Source organism: Pedobacter sp., assembly GCF_965227205.1.
GTDB lineage: Bacteria > Bacteroidota > Bacteroidia > Sphingobacteriales > Sphingobacteriaceae > Pedobacter.
In genome coordinates, this window is the sequence record NZ_OZ245727.1 from 412,013 (window position 1) to 438,514 (window position 26,502).

Here is a 26,502-nt window from a genome sequence, read left to right on the forward strand (position 1 = left end):
ATTTATAAAAAATTGACTGTTTTGTTTTTCGTAAAATTCGATACTTAAACTTGTTGTTTTTTCTATTTATCCTATTTTTTGTGTTGAAATTTGATTGTTTTTATAAAAATTATCTGTTTTTGTTAGAAATATTTAATTTAATAGTGTAAAAATTACAATATGTTGTATTTTTATCGAAACAATTATGAAAATAATATAATATTTATTCAACCAAACAAAATAAACTTAAAAACTATGGGTAAAATTTTAGTAAAACAGTACGCACCATTTGTGATCCTGATGGTTTTCGCAATTTTGGCTCTATTTGTTCCGCTACTTCCTAATTTTGACGAAGGAAAATACAGCGGACCTGACATCGCTTTCATTTTAATTGCCGCTGCTTTAGTATTTTTAATGACACCAGGGCTTGCATTTTTCTATGGTGGTATGGTTCACCGTAAAAATGTATTATCAACCATGATTAAAAGTGTGGTAGCTGCAGGTGTTATCACTGTATTATGGATAGTAGTAGGATTTAGTTTAGCTTTTGGAGATACTATTGGTGGTTTCATTGGAGATCCATCTACATTCTTTTTCTTTAAAGGTGTAAATTCTGGTGCTCCACACTTACAAGGTGGTGCTGATTTAACTATTCCGCTTTCATTATTTGCAGTGTTTCAATTAATGTTTGCCATTATTACTCCAGGCTTAGTTGTAGGTGCTGTTGCAGAACGTATTCGTTTTACTTCTTACATTTTATTTATTGTTTTATTCGCAATCTTTGTTTATTCGCCTTTGGCACACTGGACATGGCATCCACAAGGTTTCTTGTTAAAAATGGGTGTGTTAGATTTTGCAGGTGGTACAGTAGTTCACATTTCTGCAGGTATGGCCGCTTTAGCCGGAGCTTTAGTTTTAAAACGTAGAAAATCTCACTTAGAGCATAAAGAAGTTCCACCCGCAAATATTCCTTACGTATTAATTGGTACAGGTTTATTATGGTTCGGTTGGTTCGGTTTTAATGCAGGTTCGGCATTAGGCGCAAATAGTTTAGCGGTTTCTGCATTCTTAACTACAAATACTGCTGCAGGTGCTGCAGGTTTATCTTGGATGTTTTTTGATGTAGCAAGAGGTAAAAAACCTTCAGTTTTAGGTTTCTGTATCGGTGCTGTTGTAGGTTTAGTTGCCATTACACCAGGAGCAGGTTTCGTTAGTATTCCATCAAGTATTTTTATTGGTGTAATTGCTGCGGTTATTTCAAACTTAGTAGTTTCTTGGAAACAAAAAACTAGTCTTGATGATACTTTAGATGTATTTCCTTGCCATGGTGTAGGTGGTATTGTTGGTATGTTGTTAACAGGTGTTTTCGCAACTAAAACTGTTAATGCTGCAGGTGCAGATGGTTTATTATATGGCAATGCCGAATTCTTTATCACGCAATTAAAAGGTGCTGTTATTGTAATTCTGTTCAGCTTTGTTGTATCATTTATAATCTTCAAATTAGTTAATTTAATTAATCCAATCAGAGTATCTGATGAAGAAGAAGAAATGGGACTTGATGCATCGCAACACAACGAAAAATACAGTCAAGGTACATTATTGGTTGATGAAAAAGCTGCATATGTTACTTCACATGCACCAATTCAAGAAGCCCTATAACAATTAAAAGTATATCTAAACCACAATCATAGCTCAAACATGAAAAAATTATTATCAGCCATATTTGGTATGGCATGCACTGCGTGTGCCCTGGCTCAAGAGGCGCCCACGTCACCATTAGAATTTTCTGGTTCAGTAGATACGTACTACAAATACGATTTTGCAAAAAGACCAAACATTCCAACTTCCTTTGTTTCTGATCATAATTCAGTTTCTTTAGGGATGTTAGATTTAGTTTTGAAGAAAAAAACAGGCAAAGCATCATTTGTTGGTGAGATTTCTTTTGGTCCACGTGGTCAATCGCAATCTATACCTGATGCAGCCGGTGGCGGTTCTTCATTCCATATCCAAAACTTATATGTTAACTACGATTTTTCAGATAAGTTTGCCATGACAGCTGGTTACATGGGTACATTTATCGGTTACGAAGTAATTTCTCCGGTAGGAAACTTTAACTACTCAACTTCGTACTTATTTACAAATGGTCCATTCCAAAACGCAGGTATTAAAGCAACTTATAAATTTTCTGATAAAGTTAGTTTAATGGCAGGTTTGTTTAACGATTGGAATTTGTACAGTGCAACCAGAGGTGTTTCTAGCATCGGCGGACAATTAATGATTTCTCCAGTTGAAGGTTGGACAGCTTATATCAATGCTTTATCAGGTGCAGATCCTTATGGTTACGGAACAATTGTTGATTTAACCACTTCTTATCAAATTACAAAGGCTTTTAAATTAGGCTTAAATGCTGCTAATTATGATATGGCAGATGACGCAGGCGGTTACGCAGGTGTAGCATTATACCCTCAGGTAGCAGTTGCCGATGCGGTGACTTTAGGTTTAAGAGGTGAATACTTTAAAACTAAAGATGTTGGTGCAGTTGCGGGAACAGCTTACACAGGTTTAACTTTAACTGCTAACATTAAATCTGGAGGTTTAACATTTATTCCAGAGGTTAGATTAGACCACAATGGTGATAAACCATTCTTAAACAAAACAGGAGGAGCAGCACCGAATGCAGGTCAGTTCTCTCTTGCTGCAGTTTACGCTTTTTAAGGAATAGTTTCTCTCCAAATAATGCCGCCGGTTAATTTAAGCCGGCGGCTTTTTATTACCTTTATTTTATGATGAAATACAATCTGATTTTATTTTTTGCTTCTTTATCGTTGTGTGCTTTTGCACAGCAGAAACAATTTACCTTAGATGAACGAGGCAAATATGTTTACTATGAAGTTATTGATACTAAAACAAGCAAGGATAGTTTAGTTTTGAGGGCTGAAAATTTCATAAAGCTGAATAAGAAATCTTTTATAAAATCAACATTAACCGATAGTTCTATAACATCAGATGGTAAAATGATTGTTGATAAAACCATTTTAGTCGCTTCGCATCCAAGCGGAGAAGTAAATTATATATTTAACTTCGAGGCCAGAAATGGAAAATACAGGTATTGGATTACGGATTTAGAATATATTCCTTACAATAGAGATAGATATGGCAATTATGTAGCAACAACTACTATCGCAACGCCTTTAGAAAAAACTCCGGGAAAATTATCTGCAGGTGCATGGAAAGATATTGTAGAAAGCGTTTACACAAAATCAGAAAAATTAGGCGAGAATTTCAAGAAAGCATTATCAACTAGTCAGGTAAAAACTCAAACTAAGAAAACTGAAAGCATTTCTACTAGAAAATGGTAGCGTACTCAACTGTGCCGAAAAGCTCTTCTACTTTTTTATACCTGAAATTGAATATCTCTTTAACTTTTTTAGCTACCATAATTTCATTGGCTATTGTTCCAATAAAGCCAAAGCCGATTGCGTAATGAAGAATGTCGTGCATCAGTACTCCGCCTTCAATCTCTTCGAAATGATGGTTATGGTGCCAAAATGCAAACGGACCAAAACGCTGCTCGTCTATAAAATATTCTTTATCCATAACATGGGTTATTTCTGTCATCCAGTTAAGTTTAACTCCTAACAAAGGCGCAACCTTATAAGTAATAATCATCCCAGGATACATTTTTTCGTCCTTCTTAATTGGAGAAGTAACGTCAAAAGTCATGCTCTCTGGTGTAATTTCAGATAAGTTTTGTGGAGATGAAAAGAAATCCCAGGCTACATCTAAACTAACGGGGATTTTTTGGGTGAACTCTAAGCGGTAAGTTTTCAATTTTAGTTTTATAACACAACAGCAGGAAAGCTATTTTGTTGTTTTTTCGGCTAATTTATCATCAATTAGTTTTACTAAACCATTAAATTCTTTTTCTTCGAAACCAATGCTTTGGTAAATAATTTTGCCGGTTTCATCAATAAGAATATTTCTTGGGATAGATTGCTTTGCAAATTTACTAAAAACGCTTCTGTCTAAATCAGGTAGGATAGGGAAGGTAAACTCTTTTTTAGCTTTGTATGGAATAAGTTTATCCCAGCCTTCTTGCCTGCCGAACACAAAGAAAGCAAAGTTTTTATCCTCTTTGTGTTTATCCCAAATATCTTTTTGCGCAAGCGGTAATTCTACGTTGCAAGGCGGGCACCATGTAGCAAATAAGTTTATAAGAATCAGCTTTCCTTTGTAGTCAGAAATATTCACGGTTTTACCCTTTTCAATTTCAAAACTAAATGTTGGGACATCATCGCCAATTTTAGTGTAAGCATCTTTATCTACTTCACTTTGTGCAAAAGAAGTAATTGTGATAAATAGAAAAAATAAAGAGAAAAGTATCTTTTTCATAAAGGGATTTTATGTTTTAAAGATACTTTTAATCCATCTTAATTCAAATTAATGCACCATTTTATCGGCGCAGGTAGAACTAGCGAATGCCTCGGGTTTTGCTTTGAATATAAAACCCATACTTAATATATAGCCCATCGCATCATTTAATGCTTTATTAGATTTGAAAGATGGATTTGTATTAATATCAGCATGAACTTCCAAAGCAACATCATAAATATCAAGTAAATCGCAAATAGAGTAAGCGGTTTCAATTGATTTTTGAACTTCCATCAGCATTCTTTCTTTTATGCTTACCTGTTGAGATGATTTTTCCTGGTGGATGTACATAAAACCGCCATGATGTTCTCTCAATAACACAATAACGGTAGCAAAATCTGTAATTGTACCTTTAACTTGAGAGTCTGTACCGATACAAACTTTTAATTTGTAACCATTTTCTTTTTCTCTGATAATTGCTTGCTCTACTTCTTCAAGGATTGAAGATTGGATTACTTCGCCACTAAATTTCTTCCATGTCATAAATTGTGGGTTTTGGAGGTTAATTCCAAAGGAATACCCTTTGGAAATAAATGGTAATCAGGTTTTTGTAAAAATAAGCGGCAAAAGTTAAATTTGTATTAATTATAGATTGCTTATTTGCTAACAAAATATTAGTTATCAACAAGTTAAGCTTTATTTGTGGATAGTTATGTAAATTTTAACAACAATTTCTTTTTGTTAAACGTTACATTTATAGAACAACACTAAATCTTTAATGCCATGAAAGCAGAACTTATTCAAGAATTGCAATTATTACAACAAAGTAGGGCTAATAAATTTACAGATGATTTAGCTGATAGAATATTATCATCAGTTGATGCCGTTAATGAAAAGGTTTTAAGCTCAATGTCTAAAAGAGGACAAATGCTCATGTTATTAGAAGAAAAACTTAGTTTTTCAGCAATTAGAAGACTAAAAAGAAAGTTTCTAAACTTCTAAATTTCTTACAACACTTATCGAGAATGTAAATGCTTATCTTTGCCTTAATGGTAGAGCAAGCATTACAAAAATTAAATATTACTGCCCTGAACGAGATGCAAAAAGCATCAATTGAAGGAGCAAAATCGAAAAGTGACATTGTATTAATTGCGCCAACGGGCTCTGGTAAAACACTTGCTTTTTTATTACCGCTTTTGGCAAAACTAAAGCCTGAAGCAAAGGGCGTACAAGCATTAATTTTAGTTCCATCAAGAGAGCTTGCTTTGCAAATTGAACAGGTTTTTAAGCAAATGGGTACGGCTTTTAAGGTAAATTGCTGTTACGGCGGCCATTCAGTTAGAACTGAAAAAAACAATCTAAGTCATGCGCCTGCTGTTTTAATTGGCACACCTGGTAGAATTGCCTATCATCTCGAATATCAAAATTTTGATGAATCTACTATCGAAACCTTAGTTTTAGATGAATTTGATAAATCGCTGGAATTTGGTTTCGAGGCCGATATGTCTTACATCATCAATGCGCTTTTATCGCTTAACCAAAGAATACTTACTTCTGCAACAAAGATGGACGAGGTACCATCTTTTGTTAAAATATCCAAACCTGTAGAAATTGATTTTTCGGCTAATAACGCAATAAAGCCTGATTTAAAATTAAAAAAGGTAATGGCGCCTGCGGCAGATAAACTAGAAGTTCTTTTTAAGTTATTAAGCAAAATTGGCGATAAGAATACTTTGGTTTTTTGCAACCATCGCGAAACTGTAGATAGAATTAGCGATATACTTTTTGAACATGGCTTGGAACATGATGTGTTTCATGGTGGAATGGAGCAGGATGAACGCGAAAAAGCGCTGCTTAAGTTTAGAAATGGCAGTCACAAAATTTTAGTTACAACTGATTTGGCTGCCCGTGGACTGGATATTCCGGAGGTTGAATATATTGTGCATTATCAATTGCCGTATACTGAAGATGCATACATTCACAGAAATGGACGTACAGCCAGAATGAATGCAAAAGGCACAGCTTATGCTATTTTAACTGAAGAAGAGCATTACAAATATTTACCAGAGGATATTGAAGAAGAAGTATTAGCGCAATCTTATAAGTTGCCAAAATCAAGCGATTGGATAACGCTTTACTTATCGTATGGCAAAAAGGATAAAATCAATAAAATTGATATTGTTGGGCTATTTTTACAAAAGGGCAATTTACAAAAAGATGATTTAGGCTTAATTGAAGTTAAAGATACATCCAGTTATATAGCCGTAAAACGAGAAAAGGTAGAAAAGCTTTTAAAAATACTAAGCGGAGAAAAAATTAAAGGGAAAAAAATGAAACTTGACGTGGCGAGTTAGGTTGGTTCATTGGTTCAATTGTTGGAATGTTCGAACGTTGTAACGTTTCAACCTTCCAACAAAAATCAAATTAACTCAATTATTCAATCATTCAAAACTCCATCACTCAATCATTCAAAATTCAAATAAAAACATGAGCAATAACGATATACTAAAAAAACTAAGAGTAGCACTCTCTTTAAAAACTGAAGATATAATAACCATTTGCGATTTAGTTGGTTTTAAAGTAACTAAGGCAGAGTTGGGAGATATTTTTCGTAACGACGACCATGAAAACTTTAAACCTTGTGGCGACCAGATTTTAAGAAATTTTTTAAATGGCCTGGTTATTTACAAAAGAGGACCAAGAGAAGAAAAGAAATAGTTTATAAGCCAAAACTTCAATATGAAAATAAGATTATCCCTGCTTTTACTCTTTATTGGTGTAAACCTTTCTTACGCTCAAACAGTTAAAGAAGATTTTTCTGATGATTGGGCGGCTTTATCAAAATATAAAAAAGAAAATTTAGAGATTGGCTTGCCCAAAAAAGGAGAGAAGAGGGTTGTTTTTTTAGGCAGTTCTATCTTCGAGTTTTGGAAACAAAAAGACCCTGAATATTTCAGTAAAAACGCATACGTAGATAGAGGAATCAGCGGACAAATCTCACCGCAACTTTTAATAAGGTTTAGGCAAGATGTTATTGATTTGAATCCTAAAGCAGTAATTATTTTAGCCGGAAGTAATGATTTGGCTGGGAATAAAGGTCATGTTTCCAATAAAACAATTCTGGATAACATTAAAACCATGACAGAATTGGCCAAAAAACATCGCATAAAAGTTATTCTTTGTAAGTATTTGCCAGTTTACGAATATCCCTGGAATAAAAACCTGAAAAATGTTGCTGACCAAATTATCTCTTTGAATGAAGAAATTGTGTCTTACGCAAAAAAAGAAAAATTAACCATTCTTGATTATTTTACACCTTTGGCTGATGAAAGGAATGGACAAAGGGCAGAATATACCACAGATGGCGTTCATCCGAATTTAGCTGGTTATAAAGTAATGGAAGTAGTAACCGATGAAGCTATAAAGAAAACTACAGGAAATTAAAAAAAGCTCCCGATTCTCATCGGGAGCTTTTTTGAGAAATATATTTTCAATAATATTTGAAAGTTCAATAACTAATAGTTATTTTTACACTATGAAATTGATAATAAGCAAACACGATTATTTAAGGTTTATTTAGAACCATAAAAAATTTGATTTATTATTTCAATTTTTCCTGAAAGTTTAATAATTAAACTTAATGTTATGAACTACAACATAATTGGTTATTTCATCTTCATTACAATAATTGTTTTCATCATCGTTTTTGTAGGAAAAATCTGTTATCGAAATGGAAATATCTTTGTCGCCGAATTAATTCCTGAGCACCTTGATGTTTGTCAGCAAATAAATAAAACACTATTAGTTGCCTATTACTTGGTAAATATTGGCTATTGCGCAATTACATTGGTAGGATGGGAGGAAGTAAAAAATGGCCTGCAATTAATAGAGGTTTTATCAATAAAAGTTGCAACAATTGTTTGCATACTCTCCGTTCTTCACTATTTAAATATCATAATACTTACTACTAATATTCACAAATTAATCAAATAACAGTTTAAACCTTTCATTATGGAAACTACTAAAATTTTAATCGGCTATGCAGTTTATTTACCAACCGCATTATTTCTAACTTTTTATGTTTCAAAAACACTTTTTAAAAACAGTAAAGTTTATATGCTCGATATTTTTAAAGGGAGAGAAGAAATTGCAAACGCAACAAACAAACTTTTCGAAACGGGTTTTTATCTTTTAAACTTAGGTTTTGCGTTACTGATTATGAAAATTACAGCTTACGAAAATAATTATCAAACATTGATTGAAACACTAAGTTCTAAAATTGGAGGTTTCTCAATTTACCTTGGCATAATGTTATTCTTCAATTTATACTTTTTCTTTAGAGGTAAAAGAAAAGCTAGTGAACACAATAAACCTGCTTTTGCTCCAATTTCTCAATAGATTTGCATAAAAAAAAACTCCCGATTTTCGTCGGGAGTTTTTTTTAACTTAATTTTTTATAGCGAATTCGCTTAGGTGTAACATCACCCAATCTTTTCTTTCTGTTTTCCTCGTAATCAGAATAATTTCCTTCAAAGAAATATACTTCAGAATTTCCTTCAAAAGCCAAAATATGTGTACAAATTCTATCTAAGAACCATCTATCGTGACTAATTACTACCGCACAGCCGCCAAAGTTTTCTAATGCTTCTTCTAAGGCACGTAAAGTATTAACGTCAATATCATTGGTAGGCTCATCCAGTAAAAGTACGTTTGCACCTTTCTTTAAAGTAATGGCCAAGTGTACGCGATTACGCTCACCACCTGATAAAATCCCAACTTTTTTCTGTTGGTCGCCACCATTGAAGTTGAATTTAGAAACGTAAGCACGGCCATTAACCGCTTTATTGCCCAATTGGATATTATCTAAACCATCAGTAATGTTTTCGTAAACAGTTTTATCTGCGTCCAAATCATTATGCATTTGATCTACATAACCCAACTCAACAGTTTCACCTACGCGGAAAGTTCCGTTGTCGGCTTCTTCTTGTCCGGTAATTAAACGGAAAAGTGTGGTTTTACCTGCACCATTCGGGCCAATAATTCCAACAATTCCTGCTGGAGGAAGTGCAAAATTCAAATTGTCGAATAAAACTTTATCACCGTATGATTTAGTAACATTTGTAGCTTCGATAACTACATTACCTAATCGTGGCCCGGCAGGAATAAAAAGTTCTAACTTTTCTTCTCTTTCTCTTCCATCTTCCGAAGCTAATTTATCGTAATTTGCAATACGAGCTTTTGATTTTGCGTGACGGGCTTTTGGCGCCATACGTACCCATTCCAACTCACGTTCCAAAGTTTTCTGGCGTTTGCTTTCTGTTTTTTCTTCCTGAGCTAAACGTTTCGCTTTCTGATCTAACCAGCTGCTGTAATTTCCTTTCCAAGGAATACCTTCACCGCGATCAAGTTCTAAAATCCAGCCTGCAACGTTATCCAGGAAGTATCTATCGTGGGTAACAGCGATAACTGTACCTTCATAATTTTGTAAGAATTGTTCTAACCAATCGATACTTTCAGCATCCAAGTGGTTGGTTGGCTCATCTAATAATAAAACATCGGGATGTTGTAAAAGCAAACGGCACATTGCAACACGACGGCGTTCACCTCCAGATAATACACCGATTTTAGTTTCCGGGTCTGGACAACGTAAAGCATCCATTGCTCTTTCTAATTTCGAATCAATTTCCCAGGCACCAAGCGCATCAATTTTATCCTGAAGTTCGCCTTGACGAGACATTAATTTATCCATCTTATCCGGGTCAGAGTAATTTTCCTCTAAACCAAAAGCTTCATTAACTTCTTCGTATTCTTTTAAAATTGCAGTTACTTCAGCTACGCCTTCTTCAACAATCTCTCTAACTGTTTTTTCCGGGTCTAAAATTGGCTCCTGAGCTAGGTAACCAACAGAATATCCAGGAGAAAAAACAACTTCACCTTGATAGGTTTTATCTAAACCAGCAATAATTTTTAGTAGAGATGATTTACCAGAACCGTTTAAACCGATAACACCGATTTTGGCTCCGTAAAAAAATGATAAGTAAATATTTTTTAAAACCTGTTTTTGTGGTGGGTAAATCTTATTTACTCCAGCCATTGAAAATATGATTTTCTCGTCAGACATAATTAATTGTGTAAGCTGCAAAGATGCTTAAAATGAAAGACAGATTAAAACTAAAAGTTCCTGTTTTAAATATTTATGAAAGATTATAAACCAAAAAAAGCATACTTCATTATCTGAAGTATGCTTTTTAATTAAGGGAAATTGCTGTATTAGTTAACGCCGATAATTACAACATTATCTAAACGCATACCTAAATTATTTGAAGCTAAAGCTCCGAAAAATTCGATTGTGTTTGTTGCTAGAGCAGGAATGTTGCTTAACTCGATAGTTGAGAATTTGTTGTTATCTGCAAAACCTACCGGGCGACTTGGAACAGTAACCGTTACACCATTAACTTTAACAGTAATTACGTTAAAATCTGAAGCAGAACTTGAAGATGAAGCATTTGGTGCTAAATCATATTTAAGTTTCAATTTTGTAAAACCAGTTACAGTAATGCCTTCAATTTTTAAAGAAGCATCTCTGTTTGCTGGTAACCAAGCGTGAATATTATCTGGAAAAGCACTGATTGTTCTTAAATCTGTTGCACCGTAGCTATCGCTGAAAGTGAAAGATGGATTTGCCCAACCTGTGTAAGCGCTGATTTTTGGTCTTGCCGTTGCAGCACCTACACCAAAAGTTTCAGTATAAAGTACTTGCTCAGATGGAGGTGTAACCACTTCTTTATCTTGATCTACAATATAAGAACCAGATGGAACATTATTCCAGTTTGTAATAACTGCTGTTAAAGCAACTGCAACAGGCTCGTTAGATGGTCCGTTTTTAAGTTCAATCTCGTAAGTATATTTTTTACCTTGCTCAAATTTAGCTCCCGTAGGCAAAGTTAATTTAAACTTTCCAGCAGGAAGTGAGAAAGTTACAATTTTACCACTTGCATCAGCAGTTGGTACAACGATAGCTTCAGCTAATACCGAACCTGTTTTTGCTGTTGTTTTTGCAGGAACATCTACAACTTGCGATGCGCCAGATAAAATACCAGTAGCTAAATCGAAATTTGCTTTTGTATTTAAGCCAGCTAAAGCAACAGTTAAATCGTTAAGGTTAGCAACACCAGTTCCGTTTTTTACAGTAAATTCAACTTTAGATAGTTGGTGCGTAAATACTAAGTTTGCAGTTGTGCTGGTTTTGCTTAAACCAGTAGCATTGTTTGCGTACAATAAATCAATTGCACTTTGGCTGCTTTGGTTAGTCACATCAACTGAATATATGTTTCCAGGAATTGATGATTTGAAAGGATAATAAGCAACAAAATCTACTGTACTTCCATCAGCTGGATAAAAAATTGTTTGATCTGTTGTAGATGGTTTAAATTCTCCATCACCTGTAGTGTTATAATTTTTATTTGAAGAAGTAGCATTTGATAAACCTGTTCCGGTTTTCATAAATACACCAATTGCATCGCTGGTTTCCCAGGTATCATTAATAGCTTTAGTTTTAATTTGGCCATTAATTGATGATGAAAATGTAACAGCAGTACCACTTGGGTTAACTACTTCTGGTGTGGTTTCTTTTTTGCAAGAGCTACTTAATACAAACAGCGAAATTGCTGTTGCGAATAAAATGTTTTGATTTCTCATTTTGTTAAATTGTATTTCGGTTTAATTTATTTCCAGATGGTATTGTCAATTGTTGATTTAACTTCGTTAGAAAGTTTAGGGAAGAATGTATATCCTGTTTCCTTCTCGATATCGCTAACGCTAACACGGTAAGTATTGTAGTTATTTCCTGATGGAATAACCTGATTGTTAATTCTAAAGCCAATTGTGTAGTAAGTATTACCTTTTTTCATAGCCAAAGCTTTGTAGTAATATTTCGGAATTGCAGAACCTTTAGAATAGGTGATGTTTGCATCAGTAGCCGTTTTAATTGCAGCGCCAGTTACAACGTAAAGTGTATCACTTTGTGCGGTCCATGTTCTTACTTGTTGCTCTAAATTATTCCAGATGCCTTGGTTCATTGATGAAACCTGAGCCGTCATGTTAGAATAATAGAATGTAGTAGCATTTAAATCTCTGGTTGCAGTACGGTCGCCACTTGGAATTTGGTGACCTCTATCGTAACCATTACCAAAAGAACTGCTTAAATCTACTTGTCCGCTTTGCGGGATTTTCGGGTCGAATGCCCAAGCATCGCTACGGCCAGAACTACCGATGTATGAAGCGTGTAATGGATAAGCTACCCAATAAGCCAATTTATATTTCTTATCGTATAATATTGCATAGTTTCTAACGCCTGTTCTTCCAGGGAAATCGTGAGAAACGAAAACAGTGTTTTCATCTGTAGAAATTAAAGGCATTTCCATGTAACCAGATAATGTTGGAGGCGTAACAATTACCGTTTCCTGATCTAAGCTGTAGTTTCCAGAAGGAACATCATTCCAATTCGTAATTACTGCTTTTAGAGATGCAGCAATTCCAGAGTTTCCTGTTCCTTCGCCTTTAAGCTCTACTTCGTAGCTGTATTTTTTACCTGATTCAAATTTAGTTCCGGCAGGTAAAGTCCATGTAAATGTTTTTGTGCCTAAAGTGAAAATTACTTTAGTTCCTGTTTCATCTGTTGTAGGTAAAAGAATAGCTTCAGATACCGTTACGCCATTTTTTACGCTTGTTCTCGCCAATACATTTGCAACTTGTGTACTTGCGCCTAATGTTCCGGTTGCTAAATTGAAAGCCGCAATTGTTTTAACGCCATCAATATTTGTTGATAAACCGTTTAAATCTGCAACGCTAGTACCATTTTTAACATTGATTTCGATTTTAGATAATTGGTGCGCAAAAACAAGGTTTGCATTTGTACTTGTTTTGCTTAAGCCTGTTGCGTTGTTAGCGTACAATAAATCGATAGTAGGTTGGTTACTTTGATTATTTACATCAACCGGATAGCTGTTTGAAGTAATTGTTTGCTTAAATGGGTAATAAGCAATAAAATCTACAGCTTTTCCATCTTCTGGGTAAAAAATAGTTTGGTCTGTTGATGATGGTTTAAATTCTCCATCGCCAGTTGTTAAATAAGATTTATTATCAGCTAAAATGGTTGTTAAGCCAGTTCCGGTTTTCATAAAAACCCCAATTGCATCGTTTGCACTCCAGCTGTTATCAAATGCTTTAGTTTTTATTTGCCCATTAATTGATGATGAAAATTGTACAGCGGTACGGCTTTCATTTCCAACTTCTGGTGCATTGTCTTTTCGGCAAGATGCGCCCAAAAGTACAAGCATAGCAATTGATGTAATTTGTAAATTTTTAATTTTCATACTTAAATAATTATTGTTTTATAATTTGTTTTTAGGGGATAATTCTGTTGCAGAATTGTTTATGAATACGTATTATTTATTTTACGTAATTGTTGTTTTTTGTGAGCTGTTAGAATGATTTAGTTAAATTTCTGTACAAAGAAAGGGCTAAATTGTACGCTGCTGATTAAGCGAAAGAAAAGGTTGTGTTAACATTTCGGCTCGAAAAAAATAAATAATAACACTTAGTTAATATTGCTTTTTGTAGGCGTTTTTTGCATCCGTTGGCAATGCCAGATGAACAGATTTAAATGATTTAATTTTTGTTGTTTGTAACGTTTTGATAATCAAATTTTTGCTCTCGATGGGTTGTTTAGTTGTTGTGTAATTCTCATACTTTTAAAGCAAACCAAAATTGTGATTTTAAGCAGCGGCTTTACCGTACCACTTATATGTTTATCTGTTAACAAATGTTATTATCAGTATTTTTGCTTCTGTAAACCAAAGAAAATGAAGTCGGCAATGCGCTCTTTTTTAAAATCCTTAATCATTTTAACAATCATATCACTACATTTTTCGTGTAAAAAAACATCTGAAATTTTGCCAGACAAAACCGTTGTAAAAAAAATGGTTTTGGTTTACATGGAGGCAAATAACGATTTAAGGTATGATGCGCTGAATAGCATCAACATGATGGAAAAAGGAGCCTCTAATTTGGATGGTACTTTATTAGTTTATGTTAAAACAAGTAGCGTTCGTTCTTATTTGTTAAAGATTAAATACGATAGCGATATAAATAAAATTGTAAGTGATACAGTTAAAGTCTTCGAAAATAGCCCGGCTTCTGATGCTGAATTTTTAAAAGATGTTGTAAAGTATGCACAGCAAGAATATCCGGCAGAAAGCTATGGTTTAGTGTTATGGTCGCATGCTACGGCTTGGGCGCCTGTAAGTACGGCAATTAAAACTAAATCGTTTGGAAGAGATACCGGAAAAGAAATTGATATCATCGACTTAAAAAATGCACTTCCGAGTAATTTAGAATTTATAATTTTTGATGCCTGCTCGATGGGTGGGGTTGAGGTTTTGTACGAATTTAAAGATAAGGCTAAATACATTATCGCATCGCCAGCAGAAACCATAGCCGAAAGTTTTCCATATCAAAACATTACCTCTTTACTTTTTAAAACGTCAGCTGAGTTGCCGCAAGTAGCCAAAGCTTATTACGATTATTATAATGCTTATCAGGATGACAGGCAATCGGCTACAGTAGTTTTAATTAAAACGAGCGAATTGGTTGGTTTAGCTGCTGAAATGAAATCGTTAATGGCAAAGAATAAAAAATTAGGAGATAAGTTTATTAGCGAAAACATTCAACGATTAGATTTTACCTACAATTTTCCAGTTGCTACTTACGATTTTGGCGATTTTTTAGAACATAATTTTACTGCTGCCGATTTAAATTTGATGAACACTCAGCTTAACAAAACCATTTTGTATAAAGCGGCTACATCAAATTTCCTGGGTTATCCAATTAAAAAGTTTTCTGGTTTAACCTGTTACATTCCATATTCTGGCGATGTAAATTTAACCTACTATAAAAAATTGCAGTGGTATAACGCCAGCGGTTTTGGTGTTTTATTCGATTAGTTGTAGCGGTTAAATAATGTAGGTAATTAATAAATAGTGATTTAGCAATTTTATTAATATTTTGCATTACAAATCATTCACCTTATTATGAGCCACTACTTCAAATTCTTTTGTATTCTGTTCTTCAGTTCAGTTTTAACGTTTAGCCAATCTTTCGGGCAAAAATTATCTACTTATGATTTAACGGTCGATATGCTCGATAATCCTTCAAGTATTGATAATGATAAGCCTGGTTTCAGTTGGAAAATCAATTCTAACATAAAAAATACAACACAAAGCAATTACGAGATTCGCGTTTCAGAAACAGCATCGTTTAAAAAAATAACATGGCAGCAATCTAAAGCAAGCGCTCAATCGGTATCTGTTCGATACGCTGGTGAAAAGCTACAATCTAAAACAAAATATTATTGGCAAGTACGTATTAAAGATAATCATGGAAATACTTCGGTCTGGTCTGAAATTAAACATTTTCAAACCGGATTAAAACCGGAAGATTGGCAGGCAAAATGGATAACTGTTCCAGGCAAGGATACTTCATTCGCAAGTCCTTTATTGCGTAAAGAATTTGCACTTAAAAAAGATGTAAAATCTGCAACAGCGTACATTACTGCGAAAGGATTGTATATGGCAAATTTAAATGGAGCAAGAATTAGCAATGATTATTTTACGCCAGGTTGGACCAGTTACAAAAATCACATTCAATACCAGGTTTATCCAATTACTAAAACTTTAAAAAAAGGGCAGAATGTTGTTGCCGTTTCCTTAGGCGATGGTTGGTATAAAGGAAGAATCGGTTTCTCGAACCAAAGTAGATTTTATGGCGATACGAGAGCCTTGCTTTTACAAATCGAGGTTGAATATACAGATGGAACTAAAGAAATAATTATAAGTGATGATAGCTGGAAAAGTGCAAACGGGCCGATTTTGGCTTCGAGTATTTACGATGGCGAAACTTACGATGCGAGAAGGGAAATAGCTGGTTGGGATAATGTAGGTTATAAAGAATCTGATGAGTGGAAACCAGTTCGTGTGATTGAGAAGGGAACAGAAAAATTAGTTGGAATGAGTGGGCCAACCGTTTCTAAACATGAAGAATTTAAAGCTTTAAAAATTTTTAAAACACCACTTGGCGAAACGGTTATAGATTTCGGACAAAACATGGTAGGTTGGGTGAAGGTGACTGCGAAGGGTAATTCTGGAGCAAAAATTACGCTAAGCCATGCTGAGGTTTTGGATAAAAACGGAAATTTTTACACCACTAATCTGCGTTCGGCAAAACAACAGAATAACTATATATTAAAAGGAACAGGTATTGAAATTTTTGAACCACATTTTAGCTTTCAGGGATTTAGGTATGTTAAAGTAGATGGTTATCCAGGTGAATTAAAACCTGAAAATTTTACCGCAATTGCAGTTTATTCAAATATGCAGTCGACTGGGAAATTTACAACTTCAAATCCTTTGCTAAATCAATTGCAACATAATATTGAGTGGGGACAAAAAGGGAATTTTGTTGATGTTCCAACCGATTGCCCACAGAGAGATGAACGTTTGGGTTGGACTGGCGATGCACAGGCTTTTGCAAATACCGCTGCGTATAATATGGATGTTTCGGCTTTTTTTACAAAGTGGCTAAAAGATGTTAGTGCAGATCAACTTCCGAATGGAAGTGTGCCATATGTTATTCCAAATGTACTTAATGAAAGAGATGCGGGTTCTGCTGGCTGGGCTGATGCGGCTACGATTATTCCCTGGGCAATGTATTTATCTTATGGCGATGTAAACATACTGGAAACCCAATACCAGAGTATGCAAAAGTGGGTGAATTACATTACCAGTCAATCAAAAAATAACTTATGGAATAGTGGTTCCCATTTTGGCGATTGGTTATTTTATCGCCCAAATGATGATAATGACGGACGTGCTGCGGTTACCGATAAATATATGATTGCGCAAACCTTTTATGCAAATTCAATCCAGCTTTTAATAAACACCTCCAAGGTTTTAGGTAAAACTGATGAAGTAAAAAAATATACAGAACTTCTTAATAAGGTAAAGCAAGCCTATGTTCAGGAATATATGACACCAACAGGAAAGTTAGTTTCAAATACACAAACAGCTTATGTTTTAGCATTACAGTTTGATATGTTGCCAGAGAATCTTCGTCAACAGGCTGCAAAACGCTTGGTTGATAACGTGAAAAGTTATGGAAATCATCTAACAACAGGCTTTTTAGGTACTCCTTATTTATGTCATGTACTCAGCAGATTTGGTTATCAGGATGTTTCTTACAATTTACTTTTGCAAGAAAGTTATCCATCGTGGCTTTATCCGGTAAAAATGGGTGCAACCACAATTTGGGAGAGATGGGATGGACTTAAGCAGGATGGTTCTTTCCAAACTGCCGATATGAACTCATTTAACCATTATGCTTATGGCGCAATAGGCGACTGGATGTATAAAAATATTGCCGGTATCAATTTAATAGAAGAAAATCCCGGATATAAGGTTTTTGAAATTTCGCCAAAACCAGGAGGTAAGTTAACAAGTGCTACCGGAGAATTGGAAACGGTTTATGGTAAAATAAAATCATCGTGGACGATTACCAATGGCATATTTAAATTAGATGTTACTGTCCCCGTAAATTCGAGTGCTATTGTTCTAATGCCCGGAACAGGTAAAAAGGAAAAAATTGGTTCAGGAAATTATAGTTTCGAATCGAAGTTGTAAGGCATTAGCAATTAACTATACGAAAGCGCAATTATGGCAATCCATATAACAGTAAAGAAAGAACCTGCATAAACGGTTTGCATATTCTGTTTAATATTCTTTTTTATAAAAGCAGCATAAATTAGCCAGCCTGCAAAGGCAGCAAAATAAAGTGGGGCAGCAAATAATAGCATATAATTATGTTTTTTTAAATATAGTTATATCAATTTGGTAATATGCGTTTTTAACAATTATTCTTAATGAAGGTAATTCTGCATAGCTAAATATTACTTTTGCAGAAATATCCTTAATTAATGAAAACTAAGTTTGCAATTTCTATACCTCCTGTTCCGGCTGTAATATTAGCGATAATTAGCGTGCAAGGTGGAGCTGCAATTGCAAAAGGCATTTTTCCTGCTTTGGGGCCGGCTTCAACATCGGCTTTAAGGATTGTTTTATCGGCAATAATTCTTTTTATATATAACAGACCAAGTTTAAAAAACTTAAGTAATGCGCAATGGAAAGCTGTTTCGTTATACGGATTAACTTTAGGTGCAATGAACCTTGTGTTTTATTTTGCCATTGCCAGAATACCACTTGGTTTGGGTGTAACACTAGAGTTTATCGGTCCGCTGGTTTTAGCCATAGCTGGCTCTAAACGAATTTTAGATTTTTTATGGGTAATACTTGCTGCGGCTGGTATTGCATTAATTGCCCCATGGAGTGGTAGCGGAGTAGATTTATTAGGTGCATTTTTAGCTCTGCTTGCCGGAGCATTTTGGGCAGGCTATATTGTTATGGGCGGAAAGATTTCAAAAATAATGGATGAAGGGAAAGCCGTAACCATTGGGATGCTTTTCGCATCGGCATTGGTTTTGCCTGTTGCTGTTTTTGATGGACTTTTAACAAAAGTACAGCCACACTTTTTACTAACCGGACTTGCATTAGCATTACTTTCTAGCGCTATACCTTTTACTTTAGAAATGAAAGCACTAAAGAAAATACCTGCAAAAACCTTTAGTATTTTAATGAGTTTAGAACCAGCTGCTGCAGCACTTTCCGGACTTATTTTTCTACACGAATATTTATCTGTTAACGAATGGCTTGCGGTAGCTTTAGTTATTATTGCAAGTGGTGGCGCAACCTTAACCGCAAAAAAACAAGAACACGTTGCACTAGAATGCTAATATTTTGAAAGCATTTGCCAGCTAAACCCGATTTAGCGAAAATACTTTTTGATAGCACAAGCCGATTTTTAAGACATAATCTTGAAGTATTACCGAATCGTATTACTTTGCAGAAAGTTGCTCAAAAAGATTGTAGCGAGAGCGGGACTGGTTTTTATAGTAGCAATGTCCTTGCTTTTCTAAAACAAAAACAACCGGAAACGGGTTATTTTCGTATAATAGTTATATACCTCTACTATTTTGATGTTGCAGTTGTTCGGTTTTGTTCAACGTTTATGTTAAATGATGTCATGTTGCTTTTATATTTCTGTCAAAAATTGTAAATTGCATAAGCTAAATGCTACAATTTGTCAGTTAAATAATCGCTAAAAATCCTTACAATAAACCGACAAAATGAATTAATCGAAAGGAATTGATATTAGTTTTCCTTTTAAAGCCTGCAAAAACAGTTTATTACTCAGATTTATTTACATAATTGCTAATTGATTTGACTAATGGGCTGCCACAATTTTTTGGTATGGGAGTCCGTACAATGGTTTTATCAACCTGTATGGCGCAATTGTTGATAAAATAAACAAATCAGCAAGTACTCTTTTTATAATTTATTTTATAGTTTAGGGGCGAGCTGTTAAGAAAGGTATTATGGAAGCAAAATTTTCACCACAGGTTAAAGATGTAATCTCTTTTAGTAGGGAGGAAGCGCTCCGCTTAGGGCATGATTACATTGGAACCGAACATTTATTATTAGGCCTCATCCGCGAAGGCGATGGCATGGCTATAAAAATTTTACGATCGTTAGGAGTTGATACCGGTAAATTACGTCGCTCGATTGAAGATGCTGTTCGCGGTACTTCTAGTGTTACTGTAAATTTGGGCAATATTCCATTAACTAAACAGGCAGAGAAAGTTTTAAAGATTACTTACTTAGAAGCTAAAATATTTAAAAGCGATTTAATTGGCACCGAACATTTATTGCTATCAGTTTTGAGAGATGATGATAACATCGCCTCGCAGATATTGTTGCAGTATGGTGTTACTTATGATGTTTTTAAACAAGAAGTTGAAGTAAATAAAAATGGTTTCAGAGACGATATTTCAAACAGCGCATCAACAGGTGGCGATGATGATTATCGTGAAGAAGAAAGCTTTAGCACACCTAAAAAAGTTTCGGATATTAAATCAAAAACCCCGGTTTTAGATAATTTCGGTCGTGATTTAACAAAGGCTGCAGAAGAAGGTCGTTTAGACCCGATTGTAGGCCGCGAGAAAGAAATTGAGCGTGTTTCGCAAATTTTATCTCGTAGAAAAAAGAACAACCCGATTTTAATTGGAGAGCCTGGTGTTGGTAAATCAGCAATTGCAGAAGGTTTAGCCTTGCGCATTGTACAACGTAAAGTTTCGCGTGTGCTTTTTGGCAAACGTGTAGTTACGTTAGATTTAGCATCGTTAGTTGCTGGTACAAAATATCGTGGTCAGTTCGAAGAGCGTATGAAAGCCGTGATGAACGAGCTTGAAAAATCTACTGATGTAATTTTATTTATTGATGAGATTCATACCATAGTTGGCGCTGGTGGAGCTTCGGGTTCACTAGATGCATCGAATATGTTCAAGCCAGCATTAGCCAGGGGAGAAATTCAATGTATTGGTGCTACAACTTTAGATGAATATCGTCAGTACATAGAGAAAGATGGTGCTTTAGACCGTCGTTTCCAGAAAGTAATGGTTGAACCAGCTACGCCTGATGAAACTGTAGAAATTTTAACCAGAATTAAAGATAAGTATGAAGAACACCATGGTGTTACTTATACAGATGAAGCAATTTTAGCTTGTGTTACTTTAACTTCTCGCTATATTTCTGATCGTTTCTTGCCAGATAAAGCAATTGATGCTTTAGATGAAGCAGGTTCTAGAGTACACTTAACGAATATTCATGTTCCTCAAAACATAATTGATATCGAGGCAAAAATCGAAGATATTAAGTTAGAGAAAAACAAAGTTGTTCGTAGTCAGAAATATGAAGAAGCAGCAAAACTTCGCGATACAGAGAAAAATTTAATTGAAGAATTAGATAAAGCTAAAGCGGAATGGGAAGCAGAAACTAAAACTAAACGTTACGAAGTTTCTGAAGATAATGTTGCTGAAGTTGTAGCAATGATGACTGGTATTCCGGTGCAACGTGTTGGCCAAACCGATAGCGCTAAGCTATTGAACATGTACGATAAAGTTGCTGAGAAAATTATTGGTCAGGATGATGCAATTAAGAAATTAACTAAAGCCATTCAACGTACTAGAGCCGGATTAAAAGATCCTAAAAAACCAATTGGTTCATTTATTTTCTTAGGTCCGACTGGTGTTGGTAAAACAGAATTGGCTAAAGAGCTTGCTCGTTTTATGTTTGATAGTGATGATTCGCTAATTCAAATTGATATGAGTGAGTACATGGAGAAATTTGCTGTATCACGTTTAGTGGGAGCGCCTCCAGGTTACGTAGGTTACGAAGAAGGTGGACAATTAACTGAGAAAGTTAGAAGAAAACCATACGCAGTAATCTTGTTAGATGAGATTGAAAAAGCTCACCCTGATGTATTCAATATTTTATTACAAGTTTTAGATGAAGGACAATTAACAGATAGTTTAGGTCGTAAGGTTGATTTTAGAAATACAATCATCATCATGACTTCTAACATTGGTGCCCGTCAGTTAAAAGATTTCGGTCAAGGCGTTGGTTTCTCTACATCAGCTAAAACTAACCAGGCAGAATCTCACAGTCGTGGTGTAATTGAAAGTGCTTTAAAACGTGCTTTTGCTCCAGAGTTTTTAAACCGTGTTGATGATGTTGTGGTATTCAATAGCTTAGGAAGAGAAGAAATCTTCAGAATTATTGATATTGAACTAAAAGCATTATTCGGCCGCGTTCATACTTTAGGTTATGAAATTGCTTTAACCGAAAATGCTAAAGACTATATCGCAGAAAAAGGATTTGATAGTAATTTTGGTGCACGTCCGTTAAAACGAGCCATTCAAAAATATTTGGAAGATCCAATTGCCGAAGAAATTCTTAAAGGTGAATTAACTGAAGGTGATGTTTTAGAAATCGATTACGATAAAGAAACAGATGTAATCTCAGTGATTCATAAAAAAGGCGAAAAGAAAAAAGAAGAGCCTAAAAAAGAAGAAGATTCTTCAAATAAATAATTAAGGAAACTCCCGATGAAAATCGGGAGTTTTTTTATTTTGTGGAATGATGTGAAGTAGAATAATAAAATACTAACACATACGTTTTACTCTTAAATGGAGTAAAAATCATTTTAAAGTAGTAACTTTACTTTAGTTGAATTTTATTCAATTTAGAATCCCTATCTATGAAAAGTTGTGTTATTCCATGCTTCTGCATGTTGATGTTTTTCGCTTCGTGCGAAAAAGGCCCAGTGGTTGATCCAGAACAAAAGGTAGATCCTCCTTCAGGAGGCACTGTTGGAACAGGTTTAAATAATGAATTATTACTGAAGTTAGTTAACGATACCCGAGCGAAGGGATGTACTTGTGGTACCACCATTATGCCTCCGGTTGTGCTTCTAACATGGAATAATTTGCTTGCTTCGGCTGCTTTGGGGCATAGTAAGGATATGAATGCTAATAACTATTTCGATCATACATCTAAAGATGGTAAAAACCCGGGAGATAGAATTACGGCTGCGGGTTACAAATGGACTACTTACGGAGAAAATATCGCTGCAGGGCAACCAAACGAGCAAGCTGTTTTCGATGCGTGGCTTAATAGTGAAGGCCATTGCAAAAGTATTATGAATGCTAATTTTAGAGATATGGGGGCTGCAAAAGATGGTAGATATTGGACACAGGTTTTCGGTAGGCAATAAGTTAATCATTCCAATGGTTAGTAACTGCCAGGAAAACTTTAACTAATTAAATCAGTGCTTTTAGAGCATTATAATAATTTTCATAATTCTGAGTAGAAGTATTTAAAAATAAAAATGGTTCAATAAGTTCTAGCTCCATTAATAAAAATTGATTATTTACAAATGTCCCATCAACCCTGGCATAAAGACAATTTTTAGCGAAAAGCCTAACGTATTCTGCTGCAATTTCTATTAAACCTTGATCTGGATTTTGCACATGTACTGACCCACCATGGGCTGGTTGTACCCTAAAATCTCCTTGTTTAGCTTTTTTAACTAAAGTATGGCTATAAATACCATTAAAGAAAATAAACGACCATTCTCCACTTTCTAAAATTTCTGCTAGAAATGGTTGAATAATAAAATCTTCATTTTGAATAAGCAACCTTAGCTTTTGATTAATCTCTTCAACATTATCTAATGTAACCTTAAATGTATTTTTAGCCCCACCGCTAATGCAAGGTTTTACAATAAGTTTGTCAGTATTAAATTTTTCAAAAAAAGTATTAAGATTTATTTCCTCAACATTAGTAATGAAAATACTCGGTGTAATATTTAATCCGGCCGACTCAATATCTTTTAAATAATGTTTATCAGCATTCCATCTAACAACATCAATTGGATTTAGAAGTCTGATGTTTTTTTCTTCCAGAAGATTTAACCAGGTTTTAAAATCTTCATATAGATCAAAATAATCCCAAGGCGATTTTAATATTGCAAGCTGGTAATTTTCCCAATTAACATTTTCATCATTCCAAATTACCATTTCAATATCTAAGCCTTTTTCTTTTAAGAATAGTAGAAGTTTATCATCTTCACTTTCAACTGTCGGGCTATCCTAAGCACCTTTATCTTCGTAAGTTATTAAAGCAATATTCATTTTTAAAACTAAGTTTTAATCAATTAATTGACAAGTAAAAACTAGAATAATGATATTTGAGCACCTGGAACTCTGAACAGACTATGCTCTAATTTGATATCTTTTACATTGAGACCATGTAACCGGCAGTGTAATTTGAAATTGTCTCTAATCATTTGAGCAATATTTCCATCGCCACGCATTCTATCACCAAAACGGCTGTCGTTTACGTTTCCGCCGTGGCAACTTTGTATCATATGCCAAACTTTGTCAAATCTATCAGGAAAATTTTTGCGCAACCAATCTTCAAAAATTTGACCAATAGCACCGTTTAATCTAACAATTGTATATCCGGCACGGATTGCTCCGGCATTTGCAACAGCTTTTAAAACCGCAGGTATTTCATGGTCGCTTAAACCGGGAACTAATGGCGCAACCATAACACCAACCGGAACGCCTGCTTTACTTAATTCCTCTACCACTTTTAAACGTTGTTTAGCCGTTGCTGTTCTTGGTTCCATTGCAAGGCGTAGTTTATCGTTTAAACTATTAATAGAAGAATAAACCATACAAAGATTTAGCTTAGCCATTTCTTGAAGGATATCTAAATCTCTTAATATTAAAGAGTTTTTTGTTATCATACCGATAGGCTGCTTATATTCCAAAGCAATTTCCAGTAATTGGCGTGTAAGCTTAAATTTTCTTTCTGCTGGTTGATAACAATCTGTATTACCAGAAAGCAAAATAGTGGTTGCATCCCAACCTTTTCGCTCTAAAAATTTTTTAAAAAGGGCAGGTGCATCTTTCTTTACAATAATTTTTCTTTCGAAATCTAAACCCGCACTATAACCCCAATATTGATGCGCATTTCTTGCATAACAATATGTACAGCCATGTTCGCAGCCTTGATATGGATTTAGGGAATAAGCCATGCCAACATCAGGACTATCTACTTTGTTTACAATCGTTTTTGAATTTTCAAAAATAAAAGAAGTTTTTCGGTCGCTTTCTTCCCAATCATCAATGCCTTCATCATGTTCCTTAACATAACTATCTTTTAAAAATTTGTTATGTGGATTAAATTGCGCCCCGCGACCTTTGAAATATTTTTCTTCTTCCTCATTAATCATAACATAAAAATACTAAAAATATTAGTATTTTAAATTGATGTGAATAAGTTGTTTAAAGAATTATTTCCTGGCAATTGGTATATAATCCATCGGAACCATATCGCCAACTTTTTCGTAAGCCCAATAGCCTTCGTATAGCATAGAGCGAGAATCGTAAACACTTCCGTTAGCATAAAAGCGTACCGGACCATCAGTTAGTTTCACTACAGAAAGTTCATGTTCAGGAATATCCAATGGTCTGAAAACCCAAAAGCCAGTATTAGAATAGGCAAGCGATTCTTTTTCTTTGGTATATTGAACACAAAGTGCATCGGTGTAATTCATCCACTTTAAATTTTCATTAAAGTAACGTACTAAAGTATCGGGGTTAACCTCAGCTCTGCTAAATTTGTCGATAAAGCGGGGCATTTCTTTCTGTTTCGTCCAGAATTCCAGCAGACCTACATCAATTTTACCAGCTTCTTTTCTTATTCCAGTTTTTTCTGGCAATGTTCTAATCTTTACTAAATTTTCGTTGATGAGATTTTCAGGATATCGATTTGGATTAGGCGTTTGAATAATTTTATTGATTATAAAACCTTCTTCTTTGCTTTTGTTTTCGTAAAGAGAACGGAAAAAATGTTGAGATGAGCCATAATAGGCAATTTCTCTAGCTTCAATATATTTTTTCTTTTTTGCTGGAGATGCCTTAAACTCTTCAAAAAATGGATGGCCAGAAAAGTAAATGATGCGTGTTCGGCTGTTGTACTCAAAATAATCGAGCATGTATTTCAGCTTATAACCTAAAGCTTTGTTTTCTACAATTAAAAATTCTGTAGTTTTTACGGTAAGCAGGCTTTTCGTAAAATCAAAATCAACAATTAAAACCTGTGGATTTAATATTTTGCATTGTTTGGAATTTGGAGTTGTTCCAATAAAATATTCGGTAAACTGTTTAATGTATTTTTGCCTGTTAGGATCGGCCCGGATGGTGACTTCGTTAAGCAAAACCGTGTTTTCTTTGAGTACTAAATCTACTTTTACTGATTTATCTTCAATAATCACCGATTTTGAAAAAGGCAGATAGCCAACCATTTGCACAAGAATATTATAACTTCCAGGCTTTAAGTTTGGTAATAAAAAATTACCATCATTATCAGCAACTGTTGCAAGTTTGTAACCGCTTAAATAAACACCAGCTCCTGGTAAACCACCTTGGTCATCCTTAACTTTACCACTTATTGAAAAGGTATTTTGCGAAAAGACATCAACAGAAAATAGAAATATAAAAAGTAGTGCAAAAATGCTTTTATACATGGACGCTAATGTAGCCAAATGGAAGAATATTTATAAAATTACTTATCCATT

The 26,502-nt window shown here is 34.6% G+C and carries 24 protein-coding genes; 14 read left to right on the plus strand and 10 right to left on the minus strand.

The genetic code is table 11. The annotated features are described in order from the left end of the window. Positions 1 to 234 precede the first annotated feature (234 nt). The 3 genes from ACO05K_RS01575 (at position 235) to ACO05K_RS01585 (ending at position 3,338) form a co-directional block, all read left to right on the plus strand. On the plus strand, positions 235 to 1,638 hold the full coding sequence (locus ACO05K_RS01575) for an ammonium transporter (protein WP_421942716.1): 1,404 nt from the start codon (positions 235 to 237) through the stop codon (positions 1,636 to 1,638). Between the two features lie 39 nt (positions 1,639 to 1,677). Then, positions 1,678 to 2,694: a porin gene (locus ACO05K_RS01580; protein WP_421942717.1), complete on the plus strand. Its 1,017-nt coding sequence runs from the start codon at positions 1,678 to 1,680 to the stop codon at positions 2,692 to 2,694. A gap of 68 nt (positions 2,695 to 2,762) precedes the next feature. After that, positions 2,763 to 3,338 (plus strand): hypothetical protein, encoded by a 576-nt coding sequence (locus ACO05K_RS01585; protein WP_421942718.1) that lies wholly within the window; start codon positions 2,763 to 2,765, stop codon positions 3,336 to 3,338. Here ACO05K_RS01585 and ACO05K_RS01590 read toward each other — a convergent pair. Genes ACO05K_RS01590 through ACO05K_RS01600 form a run of 3 tightly spaced genes read right to left on the minus strand, consistent with a single transcriptional unit; the run spans position 3,325 to position 4,893 of the window. Further along, entirely contained in the window at positions 3,325 to 3,810 is a 486-nt protein-coding gene (locus tag ACO05K_RS01590; RefSeq protein ID WP_421942719.1) for an SRPBCC family protein, read from the minus strand. The genes ACO05K_RS01585 and ACO05K_RS01590 overlap by 14 nt on opposite strands. A gap of 30 nt (positions 3,811 to 3,840) precedes the next feature. Then, positions 3,841 to 4,371, minus strand: coding sequence for a TlpA family protein disulfide reductase (locus tag ACO05K_RS01595; RefSeq protein ID WP_421942720.1), 531 nt, complete (start codon positions 4,369 to 4,371; stop codon positions 3,841 to 3,843). A 48-nt stretch (positions 4,372 to 4,419) separates the two neighbouring features. Continuing rightward, positions 4,420 to 4,893, minus strand: coding sequence for a ribonuclease H-like YkuK family protein (locus ACO05K_RS01600; RefSeq protein WP_421942721.1), 474 nt, complete (start codon positions 4,891 to 4,893; stop codon positions 4,420 to 4,422). 240 nt (positions 4,894 to 5,133) lie between these two features. Between ACO05K_RS01600 and ACO05K_RS01605 the strand changes: the two genes are divergently transcribed. From ACO05K_RS01605 to ACO05K_RS01630, 6 genes are all read left to right on the plus strand, one after another. Further along, the gene (locus tag ACO05K_RS01605; protein ID WP_421942722.1) at positions 5,134 to 5,352 is read left to right on the plus strand and encodes a hypothetical protein; all 219 of its coding nucleotides are present in this window, start codon (positions 5,134 to 5,136) and stop codon (positions 5,350 to 5,352) included. Positions 5,353 to 5,381: 29 nt separating this feature from the next. After that, positions 5,382 to 6,704, plus strand: coding sequence for a DEAD/DEAH box helicase (locus ACO05K_RS01610; RefSeq protein WP_421942723.1), 1,323 nt, complete (start codon positions 5,382 to 5,384; stop codon positions 6,702 to 6,704). 133 nt (positions 6,705 to 6,837) lie between these two features. Continuing rightward, positions 6,838 to 7,068, plus strand: a complete 231-nt coding sequence (locus ACO05K_RS01615) for a DUF1456 family protein (protein ID WP_123205800.1) — start codon at positions 6,838 to 6,840, stop codon at positions 7,066 to 7,068. Positions 7,069 to 7,089: 21 nt separating this feature from the next. Continuing rightward, a complete protein-coding gene (locus tag ACO05K_RS01620) occupies positions 7,090 to 7,794 on the plus strand; it encodes a GDSL-type esterase/lipase family protein (protein WP_421942724.1) in 705 nt (234 codons plus the stop codon). 201 nt (positions 7,795 to 7,995) lie between these two features. Next, a complete protein-coding gene (locus tag ACO05K_RS01625) occupies positions 7,996 to 8,343 on the plus strand; it encodes a hypothetical protein (RefSeq protein WP_421942725.1) in 348 nt (115 codons plus the stop codon). Positions 8,344 to 8,361: 18 nt separating this feature from the next. Continuing rightward, positions 8,362 to 8,748, plus strand: coding sequence for a hypothetical protein (locus ACO05K_RS01630; RefSeq protein ID WP_421942726.1), 387 nt, complete (start codon positions 8,362 to 8,364; stop codon positions 8,746 to 8,748). 43 nt (positions 8,749 to 8,791) lie between these two features. Here ACO05K_RS01630 and ettA read toward each other — a convergent pair whose 3' ends face one another. The 3 genes from ettA to ACO05K_RS01645 form a co-directional block, all read right to left on the minus strand. Next, complete coding sequence (ettA, locus tag ACO05K_RS01635; RefSeq protein ID WP_421942727.1) at positions 8,792 to 10,471, minus strand: energy-dependent translational throttle protein EttA; 1,680 nt, start codon at positions 10,469 to 10,471, stop codon at positions 8,792 to 8,794. A gap of 149 nt (positions 10,472 to 10,620) precedes the next feature. Continuing rightward, positions 10,621 to 12,048 carry a fimbrillin family protein gene (locus tag ACO05K_RS01640; protein ID WP_421942728.1) on the minus strand — a complete coding sequence of 476 codons (1,428 nt, stop codon included), beginning with the start codon at positions 12,046 to 12,048 and terminating at the stop codon, positions 10,621 to 10,623. Positions 12,049 to 12,074: 26 nt separating this feature from the next. Next, positions 12,075 to 13,724, minus strand: a complete 1,650-nt coding sequence (locus tag ACO05K_RS01645) for a fimbrillin family protein (protein ID WP_421942729.1) — start codon at positions 13,722 to 13,724, stop codon at positions 12,075 to 12,077. A gap of 579 nt (positions 13,725 to 14,303) precedes the next feature. Between ACO05K_RS01645 and ACO05K_RS01650 the strand changes: the two genes are divergently transcribed. Both ACO05K_RS01650 and ACO05K_RS01655 read left to right on the plus strand, forming a co-directional pair. After that, positions 14,304 to 15,353, plus strand: a complete 1,050-nt coding sequence (locus ACO05K_RS01650; protein WP_421942730.1) for a clostripain-related cysteine peptidase — start codon at positions 14,304 to 14,306, stop codon at positions 15,351 to 15,353. Positions 15,354 to 15,440: 87 nt separating this feature from the next. Beyond that, positions 15,441 to 18,083, plus strand: coding sequence for a family 78 glycoside hydrolase catalytic domain (locus tag ACO05K_RS01655; RefSeq protein WP_421942731.1), 2,643 nt, complete (start codon positions 15,441 to 15,443; stop codon positions 18,081 to 18,083). Positions 18,084 to 18,094: 11 nt separating this feature from the next. Here the strand turns inward: ACO05K_RS01655 and ACO05K_RS01660 are convergent, their stop codons facing one another. Beyond that, a complete protein-coding gene (locus ACO05K_RS01660; protein ID WP_421942732.1) occupies positions 18,095 to 18,256 on the minus strand; it encodes a hypothetical protein in 162 nt (53 codons plus the stop codon). 120 nt (positions 18,257 to 18,376) lie between these two features. Between ACO05K_RS01660 and ACO05K_RS01665 the strand changes: the two genes are divergently transcribed. The 3 genes from ACO05K_RS01665 (at position 18,377) to ACO05K_RS01675 (ending at position 23,127) form a co-directional block, all read left to right on the plus strand. Next, complete coding sequence (locus tag ACO05K_RS01665; RefSeq protein ID WP_421942733.1) at positions 18,377 to 19,249, plus strand: EamA family transporter; 873 nt, start codon at positions 18,377 to 18,379, stop codon at positions 19,247 to 19,249. 642 nt (positions 19,250 to 19,891) lie between these two features. Continuing rightward, entirely contained in the window at positions 19,892 to 22,444 is a 2,553-nt protein-coding gene (locus tag ACO05K_RS01670) for an ATP-dependent Clp protease ATP-binding subunit (RefSeq protein ID WP_421942734.1), read from the plus strand. 167 nt (positions 22,445 to 22,611) lie between these two features. Beyond that, positions 22,612 to 23,127 (plus strand): CAP domain-containing protein, encoded by a 516-nt coding sequence (locus ACO05K_RS01675; protein WP_421942735.1) that lies wholly within the window; start codon positions 22,612 to 22,614, stop codon positions 23,125 to 23,127. A gap of 46 nt (positions 23,128 to 23,173) precedes the next feature. On the opposite strand, the gene ACO05K_RS01680 is transcribed toward ACO05K_RS01675, so the two are convergent. The 3 genes from ACO05K_RS01680 to ACO05K_RS01690 form a co-directional block, all read right to left on the minus strand. Further along, the gene (locus ACO05K_RS01680; RefSeq protein ID WP_421942736.1) at positions 23,174 to 23,932 is read right to left on the minus strand and encodes an ATP-grasp domain-containing protein; all 759 of its coding nucleotides are present in this window, start codon (positions 23,930 to 23,932) and stop codon (positions 23,174 to 23,176) included. A 155-nt stretch (positions 23,933 to 24,087) separates the two neighbouring features. After that, positions 24,088 to 25,155, minus strand: a complete 1,068-nt coding sequence (locus ACO05K_RS01685; protein ID WP_421942737.1) for a PA0069 family radical SAM protein — start codon at positions 25,153 to 25,155, stop codon at positions 24,088 to 24,090. A 60-nt stretch (positions 25,156 to 25,215) separates the two neighbouring features. Then, on the minus strand, positions 25,216 to 26,451 hold the full coding sequence (locus ACO05K_RS01690; RefSeq protein ID WP_421942738.1) for a carboxypeptidase-like regulatory domain-containing protein: 1,236 nt from the start codon (positions 26,449 to 26,451) through the stop codon (positions 25,216 to 25,218). Between the last annotated feature and the right edge of the window lie 51 nt (positions 26,452 to 26,502).

What these genes read in the sequence shown, in the direction of transcription:
- ACO05K_RS01575 (WP_421942716.1), top strand. Translation starts at nt 235, where the DNA reads ATGGGTAAAATTTTAGTAAAACAGTACGCACCATTTGTGATCCTGATG.
- ACO05K_RS01580 (WP_421942717.1), top strand. Translation starts at nt 1,678, where the DNA reads ATGAAAAAATTATTATCAGCCATATTTGGTATGGCATGCACTGCGTGT.
- ACO05K_RS01585 (WP_421942718.1), top strand. Translation starts at nt 2,763, where the DNA reads ATGATGAAATACAATCTGATTTTATTTTTTGCTTCTTTATCGTTGTGT.
- ACO05K_RS01595 (WP_421942720.1), bottom strand. Translation starts at nt 4,371, where the DNA reads ATGAAAAAGATACTTTTCTCTTTATTTTTTCTATTTATCACAATTACT.
- ACO05K_RS01600 (WP_421942721.1), bottom strand. Translation starts at nt 4,893, where the DNA reads ATGACATGGAAGAAATTTAGTGGCGAAGTAATCCAATCTTCAATCCTT.
- ACO05K_RS01605 (WP_421942722.1), top strand. Translation starts at nt 5,134, where the DNA reads ATGAAAGCAGAACTTATTCAAGAATTGCAATTATTACAACAAAGTAGG.
- ACO05K_RS01610 (WP_421942723.1), top strand. Translation starts at nt 5,382, where the DNA reads ATGCTTATCTTTGCCTTAATGGTAGAGCAAGCATTACAAAAATTAAAT.
- ACO05K_RS01615 (WP_123205800.1), top strand. Translation starts at nt 6,838, where the DNA reads ATGAGCAATAACGATATACTAAAAAAACTAAGAGTAGCACTCTCTTTA.
- ACO05K_RS01620 (WP_421942724.1), top strand. Translation starts at nt 7,090, where the DNA reads ATGAAAATAAGATTATCCCTGCTTTTACTCTTTATTGGTGTAAACCTT.
- ACO05K_RS01625 (WP_421942725.1), top strand. Translation starts at nt 7,996, where the DNA reads ATGAACTACAACATAATTGGTTATTTCATCTTCATTACAATAATTGTT.
- ACO05K_RS01630 (WP_421942726.1), top strand. Translation starts at nt 8,362, where the DNA reads ATGGAAACTACTAAAATTTTAATCGGCTATGCAGTTTATTTACCAACC.
- ettA (WP_421942727.1), bottom strand. Translation starts at nt 10,471, where the DNA reads ATGTCTGACGAGAAAATCATATTTTCAATGGCTGGAGTAAATAAGATT.
- ACO05K_RS01640 (WP_421942728.1), bottom strand. Translation starts at nt 12,048, where the DNA reads ATGAGAAATCAAAACATTTTATTCGCAACAGCAATTTCGCTGTTTGTA.
- ACO05K_RS01645 (WP_421942729.1), bottom strand. Translation starts at nt 13,724, where the DNA reads ATGAAAATTAAAAATTTACAAATTACATCAATTGCTATGCTTGTACTT.
- ACO05K_RS01655 (WP_421942731.1), top strand. Translation starts at nt 15,441, where the DNA reads ATGAGCCACTACTTCAAATTCTTTTGTATTCTGTTCTTCAGTTCAGTT.
- ACO05K_RS01660 (WP_421942732.1), bottom strand. Translation starts at nt 18,256, where the DNA reads ATGCTATTATTTGCTGCCCCACTTTATTTTGCTGCCTTTGCAGGCTGG.
- ACO05K_RS01665 (WP_421942733.1), top strand. Translation starts at nt 18,377, where the DNA reads ATGAAAACTAAGTTTGCAATTTCTATACCTCCTGTTCCGGCTGTAATA.
- ACO05K_RS01670 (WP_421942734.1), top strand. Translation starts at nt 19,892, where the DNA reads ATGGAAGCAAAATTTTCACCACAGGTTAAAGATGTAATCTCTTTTAGT.
- ACO05K_RS01675 (WP_421942735.1), top strand. Translation starts at nt 22,612, where the DNA reads ATGAAAAGTTGTGTTATTCCATGCTTCTGCATGTTGATGTTTTTCGCT.
- ACO05K_RS01680 (WP_421942736.1), bottom strand. Translation starts at nt 23,932, where the DNA reads ATGGTAATTTGGAATGATGAAAATGTTAATTGGGAAAATTACCAGCTT.
- ACO05K_RS01685 (WP_421942737.1), bottom strand. Translation starts at nt 25,155, where the DNA reads ATGATTAATGAGGAAGAAGAAAAATATTTCAAAGGTCGCGGGGCGCAA.
- ACO05K_RS01690 (WP_421942738.1), bottom strand. Translation starts at nt 26,451, where the DNA reads ATGTATAAAAGCATTTTTGCACTACTTTTTATATTTCTATTTTCTGTT.